We start from the raw sequence: 17111 nt of genomic DNA, 5'->3' as shown, positions 1-17111 counted from the left end.
TCCTTCCTGTGCGTAGGGTTAGATGTGGATCTTGAAAAAATACCAGCTCATTTATTGCAGGAAGATGATCCTATTTTTGCTTTCGCAAAAGCGATCATAGACGCCACTCACGATTTATGTGTGGCGTATAAGCCTAATACGGCATTCTTTGAAGCCTATGGTGTTAAAGGCTGGATGGCGTTAGAAAAAACCATCAAGTATCTCAACCAGAATTATCCAGATCACTTCACTATAGCTGATGCGAAACGTGGTGACATAGGAAATACGTCTACCAGATATGCTAAAGCTTTTTTTGAGGACTTGAACTTTGACAGCGTAACGATTGCTCCTTACATGGGAAAAGACTCTGTGGAGCCGTTTCTAGCCTTTGAAGATAAATTTGCGATTCTTCTAGCTTTAACTTCTAATACTGGTGCTTATGATTTTCAAACTAAAACCGTAGCCGGAAAACCACTATATCAAGAGGTTTTAAAAACAGCATCACAATACGAGAATAGCGATCGTTTAATGTACGTAGTAGGTGCTACAAAAGCAGAATATCTTGCAGACATTAGAAAAATAGTTCCAGATTCTTTCTTATTAGTTCCAGGTGTAGGTGCGCAAGGTGGTTCTCTAGAAGATGTGGTTAAGTATGGTAAGAATAGTAACGTAGGATTACTAGTAAACTCTTCTAGAGGAATCATTTATGCTTCAAACGGCTCAGATTTTGCTGAAGCAGCAAGAGCAAAAGCTAAGAGTTTGCAGGAGCAAATGGCTGGATTAATTTAAAAAATCAGTTATTCTTGCCATGACTTCCTTTTTATCTTTATCCCCAAAATTATAATGAAGCGGAAAGCTTTTTATTCCTGTTCTAGCCAATGTCTTGTAACGCTCTAACGGAAATACAGTTTAAAACAACGACAAAATCTTTTAAAAATAAGAACTGTTATCAACAACAGATTGCTACGCTGCGCTTGCAATGAAGGCAATAAATTATGCCGTTTTGTTCTTACTTATGCAAAGTAACTTGTTCAATTAAGCTTCAAGTTCAAGTGTTTCGGTAACCTTTAATTGATTTTAGTTTTGATTTTGATTTTCCTAAGTCTGTATCACCCCTAAATTAAAATCCTTTTCAATAGGTGCGTGATCTGCGGCTTCTATTCCCATAGAAATCCATTTTCTGGTATCTCGTGGATCAATGATGGCATCTGTCCAGATGCGTGATGCAGCGTAGTATGGTGATACTTGCTCATCGTAACGATCTTTGGTTTTAGCAAACAGTTCTTTCTCTTCTTCATCGGTTAGTTTTTTACCCGATTTTTCTAATGATGCTTTTTCTATTTGCATGAGTACTTTTGCCGCGCTATTTCCTGACATTACTGCCAGCTCTGCACTAGGCCACGCGACGATTAATCTAGGATCATAAGCTTTACCACACATGGCATAATTCCCTGCTCCGTAGCTATTTCCTATGACTATGGTGAATTTAGGCACAACACTGTTTGAAACAGCATTTACCATCTTAGCACCATCTTTTATAATACCACCATGTTCAGATTTAGATCCTACCATAAAACCAGTAACATCCTGTAAAAACACCAGCGGTATTTTCTTCTGGTTACAGTTTGCTATGAATCTGGTCGCCTTATCAGCACTATCGCTGTAAATCACACCGCCAAACTGCATTTCACCTTTTTTAGTCTTTACAATCTTGCGCTGGTTAGCCACTATTCCTACTGCCCATCCATCTATTCTAGCATAACCAGTAATAATCGTCTGACCATATCCTTCTTTATATTCTTCAAAAGTATCTGCATCTATGACTCTATTTATGATTTCCATCATATCATATTGTGCAGAACGCTCTTTAGGTAACACCCCAAAAAGTTCTTCTGGGTCCATTGCTGGTTTAATAGCTTCTACTCTACTGAAACCGGCACGATCATAATCACCTATTTTATCGATAATGTTTTTAATCTTATCCAGTGCATCTTTATCATGAGCAGCTTTATAGTCTGTCACACCGCTGATCTCGCAGTGTGTGGTTGCGCCACCTAGTGTTTCATTATCTATGTTCTCGCCTATTGCTGCTTTTACTAGGTAAGAACCGGCAAGGAAAATACTACCTGTTTTATCCACTATTAAGGCCTCATCACTCATAATAGGTAAATAAGCGCCACCAGCAACACAACTGCCCATAACGGCAGCTATTTGAGTAATTCCCATACTGCTCATCACGGCATTATTTCTAAATATGCGACCGAAATGTTCTTTATCAGGAAAAATTTCATCTTGCATAGGTAAATAAACTCCAGCACTATCTACTAGGTAGATAATAGGTAACCTATTTTCCATCGCGATCTCTTGTGCTCTCAAGTTCTTTTTACCTGTAATAGGAAACCACGCACCAGCTTTTACGGTAGCATCATTTGCCACGACCATCACCTGCCTACCTTGTACATATCCTATCTTAACAACCACACCACCACTAGGGCAACCGCCATGCTCTGCATACATTCCTTCACCAGCAAATGCTGCAATTTCTACACAATCTGCTGGATTATCTACTAGATAATCGATACGCTCACGTGCGGTCATTTTACCTTTAGCATGTAGCTTTTCTATGCGTTTTTTGCCACCACCTAGGTGGACTTCGCCCAGCCTGCGTTTTAAATCTGAAAGGAGTAATTTATTATGATCTTCATTCTTATTGAAGTTGATATCCATGTAAAAAGTCTTTGTTCAAAAATAGGAATTTTAGATGTTAGAAAAATGTGAATTGTAAGGCTTTCTCTATATGATAAGCTGTTGAGCATTACGCTTTCGCGAAAGCGATGTATTATATTGCATTAATTTCTTAAAAATATAATAGATGAAAAAAGCTATTTTACTGAGTTTTATAATGCTCATGATGGTTGCCTGCGGTGGATTAGGTAAAATTTTTACAGGAGGAACCGTGGTTCAAAAAGAGTACCAGGTCAGTGTTCCTTTTAACTATGATTATAATTTTGCCATTATTAAAGTACATATCAATGGTAAGGTCTATAACTTCCTGGTAGATACTGGTGCGCCTACCGTAATATCTGACAAAATATATAAAGACTTAAATATAAAAGCCGCTGATCGCACCATGGTTACAGATTCACAAGGTCAACGTAAAAGCCAAGAAGTGGTCATTATTCCTATGATGACAGTAGGTGGCCTTAATTATGAAGATATAGGCGCGGTAGTGGCAAATTTAAGAGACGTATTTGAGTTTAACTGTATGGGAATAGATGGGATATTAGGTGCTAACCAGATGGCAAAATCCTATTGGAAATTTGACTATGAGACTAAAAATATCACCATTACAGATCAATTATCTAATTATGACCTGTCACAGTATACAGATACTTTATCATTTAGCACCTCAACACAATTAACACCTTACATCACAGGATATGCAAATGGGATTCAAACAGTATTTACCTATGATACAGGATCAGCTGGTCATATAGATGTGATACGTACTAAAGATGATTTTAATGACGCTCCTGGATTTAACAGGTATGGCAGCTCTAGTGTAGGATTATATGGAGCTATAGACTCTACCACCATTAGGACTATTAAGTTAGATAGTTTGCGATTAGGTAATCTTTCTTTAGGTGAACAGCTTGTAGATTTAGATGACGGCAGCTTGATAGGAAATGACTTTATGAATAAGCATGAAGTCGTTATGGACTGGAAAAGTAAAAGTATTTACCTCAAAAAATTAAAACCTTATGAAAGTGCTGTAGATAGTACTTATGGATTTAATCCCAAAATAAAAGAAAATCAAGTGCTGGTATCTACTCTCTATAAAGAAGTAGAAACTCCATTACTATTAAACGATCAGATCTTACGTTTAAATGATCAGGATTATTCTAACATCACTGATGAAAACGTTTGTGAAATTTTCCATAGCTTTTACACACCTTTAAAAGGTGATAGCATTCAGGTCGTCTATAAACGTAATGATTCCATAAAGGAAATTAGACTTCCTAAAGTGGCACTGATGAAGTAACAGAACGACATATGATCTACAAGATAGTGTTCCTTTTTAAAAGAATTTCTAGTAGTTCTTAATCATTTATCCCTTAGCGATCATTAATTTTGAGGATCATGTATTTATTTAAAAGCCCTTCACAATTTGAGACGAGGAACGCATTCAGATAAAAAATTAGTAGTTGATATATTAGTAACTGCCTTTGAGCCATTACAAGAAGATAATTCTATCAATTTTATAGTGAGGAATGATGGTAAACGACTGCAAAGGTTGCATCACTTCATGGGCTACTTATTTGATCGTGCGATCCTGTATGGTGATGTTTTTATATCTGATCAGGAAAATGCCTGTATTCTATTCAATTATCCACACAAAATAAAACCTAGTTTACGATCCTTTTTACTAGACTTTAAACTAGCTGTAAACTGTATAGGGATTAAGAGGCTTTTTAAAGTATTGAAAAGAAAAGCAATTTCAGATAACTATTTTCCTAAAGGTGATCACATACGCATCATCATAGGTGGAAGTAATAGTACTAGTGGTAATGGCGCAGCAGCGCGATTAATGTTAGAAATTGTAAAAGAATTTAAAGACTATAAACTACCCGTAATTACAGATGCCTCAAATCCTGACAACGTACGATTATATAAAAAACTAGGCTTTAAAGAAATAGGAGTAGATGAATCTTTAGGATATCCTATCTATTTCTTGCGCATGCATTAGTGGAATTTATTTTAACAACTAAAAACTAAAAAGAACGATTTAAATAGGGAATTTAAATAATGAATAGATTTTAAAGGTTCACCTAAAAATAGCGACTATTAAAACTCCTTATAAAATAAAACATGAACAATTATAAAAAAGCATACATAGCTGGCGGCTGTTTCTGGGGAATGGAAGATCTATTTAGAACCAGACCAGGAATTATAGATACTGAAGTAGGATATCTAGGTGGATCAAACGACCATCCTACCTATAAAAACCACCCAGGACATGCCGAAGGTATTGAACTCCTGTATGATCCAGCAATCACAAGTTTCAGGCATATACTAGACTACTTTTTCCGTATTCATAACCCTACCACTATCGATCAACAAGGAAATGATCGTGGTTCCAGTTATAGATCTGCGATATTCTTTCAAGGTGAAGAGGAAAAACAAGCGGCACAAGAAATTATAGAAATAGTCAACCAGTCACATAAATGGGATGGTAAAGTTGTGACTACACTAGAACCGTTCACTACTTTCTGGCCTGCTGAACCTGAACACCAGGATTACCTGGTACGTATTCCTAATGGGTACACCTGCCATTATGAAAGGTTTAGTGACAGCGAGAGTTTTATATAGCACTCTTTATACCATATCATAATTCCCCAATTCAAGATCATGTGCTTGTAATTAGGGAATTGTTTGTTTTACGCTTAAGCGAAAGCGTGAACTAAAAGTATTTCTAACTACACCTCAGCATCTAGCAAGTCTGTGGCTATGTGATATCTAGGATCTTCAATACTCGATTCAATGATGGTTTCAAATTCAGGATTATGACGTATCAACAGCTCTTTACATTCAGGACTTAAATGCGTGAGCGTTATCTTTTTATCAAGTTCTAAGTATTTATTTACCACTCCTCGCAAAGCTTCAATACCACTATGATCCTGAACTCTGGACTCTATAAAATCTATTTCTATTTTTTCAGGATCTCTTTTAGGATCAAATTTTAGATTAAAATCTGTTACAGAACCAAAAAATAAAGGTCCCCAAATTTCATAAACTTTAGTTCCATCTTCTTTAATGCTTTTGCGTGCTCTAATACGTTTTGCACTTTCCCAAGCAAACACAAGAGCTGATATTATAACTCCTACAAATACAGCTATCGCTAAGTCAAAAACTACGGTAACCACAGATACAATTATCAGAACAGCCGCATCAGAAAGTGGAATCTTGCGCAAAATTCTAAAACTGGACCATGCAAAAGTCTCAATCACCATCATAAACATAACACCTATTAATGCAGCGATAGGAACTTGCTCAATGAGTTTATCTGTAAATAATAAAAAAGTTAATAAGGTGAGAGACATCATAACACCTGAGAGTCTTCCACGACCACCAGCATTTATATTAATTACTGTTTGCCCTATCATACCACAACCACCAGTACCACCAAATAAACCACTCAAAATATTTCCAGCTCCTTGAGCTACACATTCTCTATTACCACTACCTCGAGTTTCTGTTAATTCGTCCACTAAATTCATAGTCATCAACGATTCAATGAGACCTACTGCCGCTGCAAGAAACGCATAAGGAAGAATAAATTTAAAGGTATCAAACCCGATAGGTAAATTCTCCCATAGTGCCATATTAAAAGTAGGTAGTTCTCCTTTAAGACCTGTTCCTCCACCTTCTATGATATAAGATCCTACAGTGCTTACATTCATATCTCCTAATACCACTACAGCTGTAGTGATGAGAATAGCAGTAAGAGCCGCTGGTATTTTTTTAGTTAGTTTAGGAAGTAACCATATAATAGCCATGGTAAGTGCGACAAGGCCTATCATAATCCATAATTCTGTTCCTTCCATGTAAGTAGGAACATATTTTTTAATACCATCAGGTCCTACCTCAAGGTTTTTATGAGTAAACATTTTAACTTGCGCCCAAAAGATCACTATAGCCAGACCGTTCACAAATCCCATCATTACAGGATGCGGTATTAAGCGCACAAACTTTCCTATTTTAAGAACTCCAGCTAGGATTTGAATCAATCCCATTAGAATCACTGCTCCAAAAAGATAATAAAAACCCATATTTTCAACAGGAGTTTCCATGAGCATACCTTTCTCGTGACCTTTAATTATTAAATCCACAAAAATAACAGCTACCGCTCCTGCTGCTCCGGATATTAAACCTGGTCTACCACCGAAGAGTGCCGTGATTAAACCTATAATAAAAGCTCCAGAAAGCGCCACTAAAGGATCTATCCCAGCCACAAAGGCAAAAGCTACAACTTCTGGAATCATGGCGAGAGAAACAGTTATTCCTGCGAGAATATCATCTTTAGGATTTTTAGTAAAATTGTTAAATATTTTGAGCATAATTATCGTTTCGCCTTATTTTTAAAGGGCGCAAAGGTACTCTTTTGATATAAAACTTTAAGAATCTATAAGAACACATCTAAAGAAACTGAACCTTTTATACCAAAAGGAATAATTAACTAGCCTAATATTTAATTGTTGTTTTTTGGTATTAAATACCTAGATGATCTTGATCACAGTAGTAATCGTGTAAACTTAAATTTTCACAATGCTCTTGAGGTACTATAACTGTTTGTGTTTTATGTGCTCCTTTTCTAAAAATTTCTATAAGATTGAATATTGATTTTACAGGATTTTCCATGATATTTATTTTAATGATTAATAACAGTACAAAGATGACACAAGATCAACCCTAAAAACTGATCTGCTGGTCCTTATAAATGATTGATTATTCCCTAAAACAAAAAATCACGATTTAAGGCTAAATCGTGATTTTGAAATGAGAGATAAGAATCTTTAATATCTTCTTCTAGGTTTATTATTAGAACCTGGCTTTTTGGAAGCACCCGTTTTAGAGTTCCTACCCGATGATCCTCCACGCTGCGGTCTGCGGCCACGCTGTCCTTGTTTTTTCAAACTTGGTTCTGCGGCATCTTCCATTTTAAACTGAAAGTCATGCTCCTCTATCACAGGAATTTGTTGCTTAATAAGTTTTTCAATATCCTTTAGAAATGGACGTTCCTCTAACATACAGAAAGATATAGCAAGACCACTCGCTCCTGCTCTACCGGTACGACCTATACGGTGTACATAAGACTCTGGTATATTAGGCAAGTCATAATTCACTACATAACTCAACTCATCGATATCTATTCCACGGGCTGCTATATCTGTTGCTACGAGTGTTTGAATTTTCCCTTCTTTAAAATTTGCTAGGGCGCGCTGTCTTGCGGCTTGCGATTTATTTCCATGTATAGCAGCACTACCTATTCCTGCTTTTTCAAGATCTTTTACTATCTTATTTGCACCATGTTTAGTACGAGAGAAAACCAGTGTAGCATCTAAAAGTTTAGTTTCTAATAAGTCAATGAGTAGAGCCGTTTTATTCTTCTTATTAACATGGTAGATTTGTTGCTCTACTTTCTCAGCCGTAGTTTTTTCTGGAGCTATAGTTACTCTTTCAAAATCACCTAAGATTTGTCTAGAGAGTTCTACAATCGTTTTAGGCATGGTTGCACTAAAAAATAGAGATTGTCGTTTTTCAGGTAATACCTTCAGTAGTTTTTTAATGTCATGGATAAAACCCATGTCTAACATTTGATCTGCCTCATCGAGTACAAAAAACTCAATATGCTTTAAGGTAATGAATCCTTGATTAATCAAATCGAGTAATCTACCTGGTGTTGCTACTAAAACATCTACACCATTTTTAAGTCTATTCACTTGTTGAGCTTGTTTAACACCACCATAAATAACAGTGTTTCTTATGTCAGTGTATTTAGCATAAGCTTTAAAGTTCTCGTCTATTTGAATAGCAAGTTCTCTAGTAGGTGTTACTACCAGTGCTTTAATAGGTCTGCGTCCTTTAGGCGGAGCGCTATTATATAAATGTTGTAAAATAGGAATTGAAAAGGCGGCGGTTTTACCAGTACCTGTTTGTGCAACTCCTAATAAATCTTTCCCTTTTAATAAAACGGGAATGGATTGCGCTTGAATAGGTGTAGGATTTTCATATCCTTGGTCTTGCAACGCACGCAAGATAGGCTCTACGAGCCCTAGTTCTTTAAATGTCATGAATTGTATTAAGATGCAAAGGTAATGTAAATAAAGTATGCTGTAAGCAATCGCTTCATAGACTATCTATTTTTAAAATACATTTCAATCATGTTACTGCTTTAAAAGTACCTGAATTTTGAATTGCCTAGAGGAGTTCATAACTCAAAAACGTAGTGCAAAACGATTTACAAAACTTCTAAAAAGTAGAAACGATCTGTTGAATAAGAACATAAAGAGTCTCCATCTTCATCCCAGCTATCATCATCATCTATAAATACAGATCTGGGCTCTACTTCTAGAAAAACTTCTATACTATATCTTCCTGGAGATTCTGGTATACCATAGATAAATAAATCTCTACCTATAAATTCATAATCCATTCCAGCAGGTAAACCAGTCACCGTAAAGTAGTACCAGTAATCATTATCACGAGGCTCATTTTTAATTTCGGCTCTTATGGATTCTTCATAAAATACATTAGCAGTTCCATCTATAAAATCTTTACCAGGTAAATGAGGACGACTGTTTATAATACAATCTGTAATAGAGTCACAGCTCACTGTAAATGTGGTTAATAGCAAAACAAATAATAATTGTATAAAATATTTCATAACCTAAGCTTTTAAGTTTATCATCAAAAGTGCTGCCATACCTTATTAAATGAATAAAAAACAGCTTTAAAAAATATAAGTTCTAATTCTCAAGTTCAAGATCCTTAAGCAGTTGCTCATAATCTATATCCAGTTCACTATTTTCACTTTCTAAATCGTATTCTAGTTGTTGAATCGTTTCTAAACTCTGGTAAAAAGTTGGGAAGTATTTATCCTTACGACTTTTTAAGGTCCAGCAGGCTGCATAAAAAATATCATGATCACTTTCAATAGTGGTGAAGATATATGAAACACTTATACCATCTATCATTCCATCTATCTCTACAGTCATGGCTGGCATGTCGTTAATGACGTGTGGCATTTTCTCTTTAACAGTACTAAAATTAAATTCTTGCGTCATGGACTCTATCTGCATATCCATATAGTTTTCTGTATATGAAAGACTATCATTTCCTACATCTAGTATGCGGCGTGCAAAGTCAAAATCTGATTTAGACTCAGCCATTACAACTATGTAGGTCTCACGGAACATATTCTGTAACTGTAACTCTGCCTCATCGTTGAGTTCACGAGTCTCGGTGAGATAATTAGGATATTTAACGCTAAATTTTTTACTTTCAAATAGTTTAAAATCCTTCTCAACATCTAGATTCTCTGGTGCTTTAGAGCCTCCTAAACAGCTTGTAAGTACCATTAATAATATAAGTACTAAGGAAAATTTCATAAATGCTTTCATGGTTAAGTTTTTAAGGTTGGTGTTGTGCACGCTTTCGCGAAAGCGTATTCTACAATCAAAAATAGGTTATTCTAAGACCTATAATTAACAAAGCTATCAGGTTTTTGAGGCTCTTGTGTTGTGTTATTGTGATCGAGCTGCTGCAACTGTTGCTCTAACTCATGATATCCATCCATAATCTTGAGCACTAAATAACCTGAAATAAGAGATAACCCAGTAGAAATATAGTCAGTAATAATGGCTCCTTCATAAAGACCTAAATCGTCTGACCTTAAGTAGAGTCTGCCTGAGATATTACTGAGAATGGAGCTGGTAATAAATGTAGCCCACCACCATCCTAGTGGAACATCGGCCGCAGTTTTTGCAGGGTTTACATCATGTTTTTTTAAGTAACGTGGAGTCTCAAGCCATAATTCTTGCATGATCTGGTAAGGCCTGAATAGACTCAAAATGGGAACAAACCAAGATCCTGCCGCCCAACCTTCTGAATGGTTGAGATGCCTCACCAGTTGATGTAAATTCCAGTAGGCACGGCGGAACCACATAATAAAAATAATACCGACGATTAAGGTAATTCCTAACTGACCTACTCCTGATATCAAATCAAAATAGTAACTCAAGTATCCCATTACATCTGGGATAATTCCTCCTGCAAGGCTGTAATAATTAATGGAAACACTGAAAATGTTTAATGCATCTACAGCCATCGCAAAATATATCGCAATTATAGCGATGCGTTTGCGGTCTTGGTTGGGTTTTAAAAAAGTCATAAGAATATTAAAGTTGCAATATGAACCCAATTACCTACATTTCAAAATACTTTAGGTAAATAATAGATGGAATCATAAGTACACCATTATAAAGTGCATGAAACAACATGGAGTATAACAATCCCACCTTAACACGAATCAATCCTAGAAACATTCCTGCAACTATTTGAGGTCCTGTAATTATGGGTAGTAATAAAACTGTGTTCAAATTAATTTCATAATTAGTAATATGAATGGCACCAAAACAAAACGCAAAAAAATAAAAGATCCATCTAAAACCTGCTCGATCCATATTACTAAATAAAGTAATAGGAGCCCTAAATATTAATTCCTCAAATAAAGGCGCCACAATCACAGTCGCCATAAGGATCACAAATACTGACTGATCCTTTACCATTTCCATAACGGCGTGATTATCTGTGTCTATCCAGCCCAGCGCTTCTGTGGCATAAATAAGAACAGATAGTCCCATGTTACATACCATAATCATCCAGAAACTGGTCCAGAAGAGTTTTAGCTTTTGTGAGTTAAAGACATTAGGTCCATTCCCGCCATCTGGTTTTTTAAAGTATTCTAGAATATCATGTACCATTTGTAGATTGTTTCAATCATAAGTGTAAGAAAATTAATTTTAGTTACAAATGGCTCCTATAAATAATAAACCCCATTTATGGTAAGGTTTAATAAAAAAGGATAGGTAATTACAATTTACATTCCTAATGTCGCATATAATTCGTTTCTTTTTAGCCTATATTTCAAAATAAAATGAATCCATTCTCAAAAATCTACAAAAACCTATCAGATCGAGAGCTCTTTACTATTCTAGAAGAGTCTCATAAATATGATCCACTTGCTGTAGAAGCTGCTGGTGAAGAAATAAAATCACGCCACCTGAGTAGTGAGGAAGTAACCCTTATTAAAGAACAGCTTTTACAAAAACATCATAAAAAAGCCTCTAAATCACAAAAAACAGAAAAAGTTAAAGACTAGTTTGGCAATTTAATAAAGGTTAATTCTCCTGTTCAAAAAGAACGGACTGGACTACACACTCAAATCATTGTACTATCAGTACTAGCCCTTCTTATTTCCGTTTCTGCACATTTCAATAATTACTTTTCTTGGAAATACTTTTCAAGCATGAACTATTTTAATTGGTATGTTATAGAACCTTTACTCCTCATGTTTTTGCTACCGGTTGCTGCTATTTTATTCTATAAAAGAAAAATGGCTGGGTGGATTTTAATGGTTTTTTCCTTTTTAAGAAGTCTTTTTACAAATGTGTTTTATGCGTTATATTTTTTTGATAGTGATTTTATAGTTACATCTTTAACACCAGTAGTCTCAGGTGTACTGAGCGCTATCGTACTATGGTTCCTACTTAAAGAAGGAATGAAACAAGTTTTTAAAATAAATAACAACACAAACCGGTTAGTAACTAGTCTATCGATACTCATAAGTTTTATCATAGTCATGTTCACGATAAATGATGTTTAAAAAAAGAAGTCAACTTTATATAAATTTTCGGTTCTTTGTGAAATAAACCATAATTCAAATTACTACATGAACATGCAACCACCACATAACAATTATGGCTTTAAACCATGGGGAATGGAAGTAAGGCAGTTTTGCATGCTCATGCATCTATCTGTATTTGCCAGTTTTATTTTCCCCTTTGCAGGAATAGCTATGCCACTGATCATGTGGCTTACTAATAAAGATCAAAGTGAAGTCATAGACCAGCACGGTAAAGAGATCACAAACTGGATAATAAGCTCTTTTATTTACTTTATAGTCTCATTTATACTTACCTGTTTTTTAATAGGGTACGTTCTCTTATTTGCTTTGATTATTATTTCAATAATCTTTCCTATAATAGGTGCTGTGAGAGCAAGTGAAGGAAGGTTTTATAGATACCCATTATCGATTCCTTTCATACGATAAACTAAAAACATTAACAGTTAACAAACAATAAAAACTCAAAAACTAAAGACTGAGTACTGTGGACTAAAATTAAAGTTGCTCCTTAATCTTCAATAACTCAGCCTTAACATGCTCTAGTTTTTTGATAATTTCCAGTTGACTCAACTCATTTTTATGAGATTTCATGTACTCTCGTGCGCCTTCTAGTGTAAAGCCTCTTTCTTTAACTAAATGATAAATAGTTTGTAGATTTTTAACGTCTTGCTTCGTGAATTTCCGATTACCTCGAGAGTTCTTTTTAGGCTGTAAAACATCAAACTCCTTTTCCCAAAATCTAATCAAGGATGCATTTACCTGAAAAGCCTTAGTAAGCTCACCCATGGAATAATATAATTTTTCTGGAAGATCTATATGCATTAGTCTAGTGAGATATTTTCTTGTTGAGACGCCTTGAGTAACAGGTTAAATTCCTCTGGAGTTAAGTTCCCATAATAGAAATTAATCGGGTTGATGCGATCGTTTTCTTTAAACACTTCATAATGTAAGTGTGGCGCTTGAGAACGTCCAGTACTACCTACATAGCCTATTACATCACCACGCTTAACGCGCTGTCCTACTCTCACATTATAAGGTCTATTCCTTCTTAAATGAGCATATAATGACACATAACCGAATCCATGATCTATACGTATATGATTTCCATAACCCGAGCTATTAGCATCAGCACGTTTTACTATTCCATTACCTGTCGCAAAAACTGGAGTTCCACGCGGCGCGGTAAAATCCATACCATAATGGAATTTTCTCGTTTTATTAAAAGGATCTGTACGGTAACCATAACCACTCGCCATGCGTGTTAAATCTTCATTACGCACAGGTTGTATGGCTGGAATAGCAGCTAGTAACTCTTCCTTACTTTTAGCAAGCTCTTCAATCTCATCAAGCGATTGTGACTGTATGGCAACCCTTTTTTTAAGTTTATCTACAGACTCTTTTAAGGTCATTACCTTTTTAGAACTATCAAAACCTTCATAATCCTTATAGCGATTCACACCGCCAAAACCGCTCTGGCGCAATTCATCTGGGATAGGTGCAGCATCAAAATAGATACGGTAAATAGAATTATCCTTTTCTTCAATATATGAAACTACCTTAGATAAATCTTCAATATCTTCATTAGACTCTTTTAAACTCAGTTTTAAGAACTCATTTTCACGCTTCAACTTGCGTTCTTGTGGTGATTCATAAAATTGAGATGCAAGGTTAAAAAATAAAAAACCAAAGAGTGCACTCGCCACTAGAAACACAATTAATTTCTTAAAAGTATTGCGTTTACGTTTCTCAACCTTTCGGTAAGAAAGCGTTTCTGGATCATAGTAATACTTGACCTTTGACATATGGTATAAAGTGCTATTTTTGTGACTTTAAATAGAGTAATTTTAATGTTATTAGGATTGTTTTAATACGCTTTCGCGAAAGCGTAATCACAACAACTCAATTATTCTATTTCAACAAAAATAACAAATTACCATTAACCGCTTTTAAAGCTACACATGAAATCACAACAGATACGCCAGAAGTTCCTAGACTTTTATAAAACCAAGCAACACGAGATAGTAGCCAGTGCGCCTATGGTGATTAAAAATGACCCTAGCTTAATGTTTGTAAACGCTGGAATGAACCCATTTAAGGAGTACTTTCTAGGTATTAATGAATCTAAGCATGATCGCATCGCAGACTCACAAAAATGCCTGCGTGTAAGTGGTAAGCATAACGATCTGGAAGAGGTAGGTGTAGATACATACCACCATACCATGTTTGAGATGTTGGGTAACTGGAGTTTTGGCGATTATTTTAAAAAAGAAGCCATCGCCTGGGCATGGGAATTATTAACTGAAGTTTATAAAATAGATAAAGACTGTTTATATGTCACCATTTTTGAAGGTGATGCTAGTGAAAACCTAGAACGCGATACCGAAGCTTATGACTACTGGAAAGAATGGATCTCAGAAGACCGTATCCTGAATGGAAATAAAAAAGATAATTTCTGGGAAATGGGAGATCAAGGTCCTTGTGGCCCATGTTCTGAAATTCATGTAGACATAAGAACTCCCGAAGAAAAAGCTGCTGTAGATGGCGCATCATTAATAAACGAAGACCATCCACAAGTGGTAGAAATATGGAACCTTGTGTTCATGCAATACAACCGCATGGCAAACGGTTCTTTGAAAAATCTCCCAGCAAAACATGTAGATACTGGAATGGGATTTGAACGTCTAGCGATGGTCATGCAAGGTGTACGTTCTAATTATGATACTGACGTTTTTCAACCGCTGATCCGTGAGATAGAAACCATTACAGGTCACGCTTATGGAAAAACAGAACAAGAAGATATTGCCATACGAGTGATCGCAGATCACCTGCGTGCCGTATCATTTTCTATAGCCGATGGGCAACTGCCTTCTAACAATGGAGCTGGATACGTGATCCGTAGAATACTGCGCCGTGCGATACGTTATGGGTTTACTTATTTGAATAAAAAAGAACCGTTTATTTACATGCTGGTAAATACACTAGCAAAACAAATGGGTGATGCTTTTCCAGAATTAAAATCACAAAAGAATTTAATTATTAACGTGATTAAAGAAGAAGAGCAATCATTTTTACGTGCTCTGGATCAAGGTCTGGTTCTCCTCGACTCTATGATTATAGGGGCAAAAAGCACCTCTAAAAATATCATAGATGGTAATAAAGCTTTTGAACTGTATGACACTTATGGATTCCCTATAGATTTAACCGCATTAATCCTGCGAGAAAAAGGGATGGAACTGGATGAGGCCGGATTTAATAAAGCCATGGCTGCTCAAAAACAGCGTTCTCGTGCTGCTAGTGAAACTACAACCAGCGACTGGATCGAGTTGCGTAGTGATGATGTACAAGAATTCATAGGTTATGATAAACTTGATGCTCATGTGCGCATCTCTAGTTACCGTAAAGTCACAACTAAAAAAGATGGCGACTTATACCAGCTAGTTTTCAACATGACACCATTTTATGGCGAAAGCGGTGGACAAACTGGTGATAAAGGATATCTAGAAAGCGCTAGTGGCGATACAGTTTATATTATCGATACTAAAAAGGAAAATGGACAAACGGTTCACTTAACTAAAAACCTACCTAAAAACTTAGAAGACACCTTTAAAGCTGTAGTAGATAAAAACCAGCGTCATAGAACAAGCTCTAACCATACAGCCACGCACCTATTGCATCAAGGACTGCGTAAAATCTTAGGTGATCACGTGGAGCAAAAAGGCTCTATGGTACGTAGTGCGAGTTTACGTTTTGACTTTTCTCATTTTGCTAAGGTAACTACAGAGCAATTACAAGAAGTTGAAAACTTTGTGAATGCTAGAATTAGAGAACAATTACCACTAGAAGAAAACAGGTCTAATACTTATGACGCAGCGGTAAAAGATGGAGCCATGGCACTTTTTGGCGAGAAATATGGAGATGTAGTGCGCACCATTAAATTTGGTGAAAGCTATGAACTTTGCGGTGGAACACACGTCGCAAACACAGCCAATGTGTGGCACTTTAAAATCATGAATGAAGGAGCAGTTGCAGCCGGAATACGCCGCATAGAGGCTATTTCTAGTGATGCCGTTAAAGATTTCTTTGCAGATCAATCTAAGCAGTTTGATGAAATAAAGAGCATCTTAAAATCCAACACTAAAAAACCAGCAGAGGCTATCGCACAACTGCAAGATGAAAATACAAGTCTTAAAAAAGAAATCGAACAACTTTTAAAGGCCAAAGCCGGAAACCTTAAAGGTGATTTAATCGCTAGTGCTCAAGAAATAAATGGTGTGAACTTTATCGCTACTCAAACTGATCTAGATGCTAAGTCAGTAAAAGAACTGGCTTTTGAAATAGAACGAGAGATGGAAAATTTATTTCTCATTATAGGAGTAAGCGATGGAGAAAAAGCAACACTTACCGTTATGATTTCTAAAAATCTAGTCGATGAGAAAGACTTGAACGCTGGTAACATGGTGCGTGCACTAGGAAAACACATTCAAGGTGGTGGTGGTGGCCAAGCCCATTTTGCAACTGCTGGAGGAAAAAATCCTGATGGTATTGCAGCGGCTCTTGAGGCAGCGGGAAAATTAATCTCGTAATTCAAGCTGCTAAACAGCACATACACAAAACTGAAATTGTTCATAGACGAAAATCTCGCATAGCACTACTGGTTACAATAATC

18 protein-coding genes are annotated in these 17111 nt (G+C 36.1%); 8 read left to right on the top strand and 10 right to left on the bottom strand.

Annotation, left to right across the window (positions count from 1 at the left end; genetic code table 11):
- On the top strand, nucleotides 1–768 hold a 768-nt coding region (pyrF, locus tag ACTF48_RS07560; protein ID WP_438962548.1), incomplete at its 5' end, for an orotidine-5'-phosphate decarboxylase.
- 309 nt (nucleotides 769–1077) lie between these two features.
- Here pyrF and ACTF48_RS07555 read toward each other — a convergent pair.
- On the bottom strand, nucleotides 1078–2706 hold the full coding sequence (locus ACTF48_RS07555) for an acyl-CoA carboxylase subunit beta (RefSeq protein WP_438962547.1): 1629 nt from the start codon (nucleotides 2704–2706) through the stop codon (nucleotides 1078–1080).
- A gap of 145 nt (nucleotides 2707–2851) precedes the next feature.
- On the opposite strand from ACTF48_RS07555, the gene ACTF48_RS07550 reads away from it, so the two are divergent.
- The 3 genes from ACTF48_RS07550 to msrA all read left to right on the top strand — a co-directional run bounded on the left by ACTF48_RS07550 (nucleotide 2852) and on the right by msrA (nucleotide 5349).
- Entirely contained in the window at nucleotides 2852–4021 is a 1170-nt protein-coding gene (locus tag ACTF48_RS07550; protein ID WP_438962546.1) for an aspartyl protease family protein, read from the top strand.
- 126 nt (nucleotides 4022–4147) lie between these two features.
- Nucleotides 4148–4726 carry a GNAT family N-acetyltransferase gene (locus ACTF48_RS07545; protein WP_438962545.1) on the top strand — a complete coding sequence of 193 codons (579 nt, stop codon included), beginning with the start codon at nucleotides 4148–4150 and terminating at the stop codon, nucleotides 4724–4726.
- 122 nt (nucleotides 4727–4848) lie between these two features.
- Nucleotides 4849–5349: a peptide-methionine (S)-S-oxide reductase MsrA gene (gene msrA / locus ACTF48_RS07540; protein WP_438962544.1), complete on the top strand. Its 501-nt coding sequence runs from the start codon at nucleotides 4849–4851 to the stop codon at nucleotides 5347–5349.
- A 107-nt stretch (nucleotides 5350–5456) separates the two neighbouring features.
- On the opposite strand, the gene ACTF48_RS07535 is transcribed toward msrA, so the two are convergent.
- The 7 genes from ACTF48_RS07535 to ACTF48_RS07505 form a co-directional block, all read right to left on the bottom strand.
- Nucleotides 5457–7097, bottom strand: a complete 1641-nt coding sequence (locus tag ACTF48_RS07535; RefSeq protein ID WP_438962543.1) for a SulP family inorganic anion transporter — start codon at nucleotides 7095–7097, stop codon at nucleotides 5457–5459.
- A gap of 151 nt (nucleotides 7098–7248) precedes the next feature.
- Nucleotides 7249–7398 carry a hypothetical protein gene (locus tag ACTF48_RS07530; protein ID WP_438962542.1) on the bottom strand — a complete coding sequence of 50 codons (150 nt, stop codon included), beginning with the start codon at nucleotides 7396–7398 and terminating at the stop codon, nucleotides 7249–7251.
- A gap of 155 nt (nucleotides 7399–7553) precedes the next feature.
- Nucleotides 7554–8831, bottom strand: a complete 1278-nt coding sequence (locus ACTF48_RS07525; protein WP_438962541.1) for a DEAD/DEAH box helicase — start codon at nucleotides 8829–8831, stop codon at nucleotides 7554–7556.
- Between the two features lie 167 nt (nucleotides 8832–8998).
- Nucleotides 8999–9424 carry a hypothetical protein gene (locus tag ACTF48_RS07520; protein ID WP_438962540.1) on the bottom strand — a complete coding sequence of 142 codons (426 nt, stop codon included), beginning with the start codon at nucleotides 9422–9424 and terminating at the stop codon, nucleotides 8999–9001.
- Between the two features lie 82 nt (nucleotides 9425–9506).
- Nucleotides 9507–10160: a hypothetical protein gene (locus ACTF48_RS07515; RefSeq protein WP_438962539.1), complete on the bottom strand. Its 654-nt coding sequence runs from the start codon at nucleotides 10158–10160 to the stop codon at nucleotides 9507–9509.
- Nucleotides 10161–10231: 71 nt separating this feature from the next.
- A complete protein-coding gene (locus tag ACTF48_RS07510) occupies nucleotides 10232–10930 on the bottom strand; it encodes a DUF4328 domain-containing protein (RefSeq protein ID WP_438962538.1) in 699 nt (232 codons plus the stop codon).
- Nucleotides 10931–10964: 34 nt separating this feature from the next.
- Nucleotides 10965–11522 (bottom strand): lysostaphin resistance A-like protein, encoded by a 558-nt coding sequence (locus ACTF48_RS07505; protein ID WP_438962537.1) that lies wholly within the window; start codon nucleotides 11520–11522, stop codon nucleotides 10965–10967.
- 173 nt (nucleotides 11523–11695) lie between these two features.
- On the opposite strand from ACTF48_RS07505, the gene ACTF48_RS07500 reads away from it, so the two are divergent.
- The 3 genes from ACTF48_RS07500 to ACTF48_RS07490 all read left to right on the top strand — a co-directional run bounded on the left by ACTF48_RS07500 (nucleotide 11696) and on the right by ACTF48_RS07490 (nucleotide 12871).
- On the top strand, nucleotides 11696–11920 hold the full coding sequence (locus tag ACTF48_RS07500) for a hypothetical protein (RefSeq protein WP_438962536.1): 225 nt from the start codon (nucleotides 11696–11698) through the stop codon (nucleotides 11918–11920).
- A 147-nt stretch (nucleotides 11921–12067) separates the two neighbouring features.
- Complete coding sequence (locus ACTF48_RS07495; RefSeq protein ID WP_438962535.1) at nucleotides 12068–12424, top strand: hypothetical protein; 357 nt, start codon at nucleotides 12068–12070, stop codon at nucleotides 12422–12424.
- Nucleotides 12425–12496: 72 nt separating this feature from the next.
- Nucleotides 12497–12871 carry a DUF4870 domain-containing protein gene (locus ACTF48_RS07490; RefSeq protein WP_438962534.1) on the top strand — a complete coding sequence of 125 codons (375 nt, stop codon included), beginning with the start codon at nucleotides 12497–12499 and terminating at the stop codon, nucleotides 12869–12871.
- 69 nt (nucleotides 12872–12940) lie between these two features.
- Here ACTF48_RS07490 and ACTF48_RS07485 read toward each other — a convergent pair whose 3' ends face one another.
- Complete coding sequence (locus ACTF48_RS07485) at nucleotides 12941–13267, bottom strand: MerR family transcriptional regulator (RefSeq protein ID WP_438962533.1); 327 nt, start codon at nucleotides 13265–13267, stop codon at nucleotides 12941–12943.
- On the bottom strand, nucleotides 13267–14247 hold the full coding sequence (locus ACTF48_RS07480) for a M23 family metallopeptidase (protein ID WP_438962532.1): 981 nt from the start codon (nucleotides 14245–14247) through the stop codon (nucleotides 13267–13269). The genes ACTF48_RS07485 and ACTF48_RS07480 overlap by 1 nt, the downstream gene beginning before the upstream one ends.
- Nucleotides 14248–14403: 156 nt before the next feature.
- On the opposite strand from ACTF48_RS07480, the gene alaS reads away from it, so the two are divergent.
- Nucleotides 14404–17028, top strand: a complete 2625-nt coding sequence (alaS, locus tag ACTF48_RS07475) for an alanine--tRNA ligase (RefSeq protein WP_438962531.1) — start codon at nucleotides 14404–14406, stop codon at nucleotides 17026–17028.
- Nucleotides 17029–17111 lie beyond the last annotated feature (83 nt).

The sequence above is a fragment of the Nonlabens sp. genome (assembly GCF_965660805.1).
Lineage (GTDB): Bacteria > Bacteroidota > Bacteroidia > Flavobacteriales > Flavobacteriaceae > Nonlabens.
The sequence above is the reverse complement of the archived record's forward strand: the minus strand, read 5'-3'. Positions and strand labels throughout refer to the sequence as shown.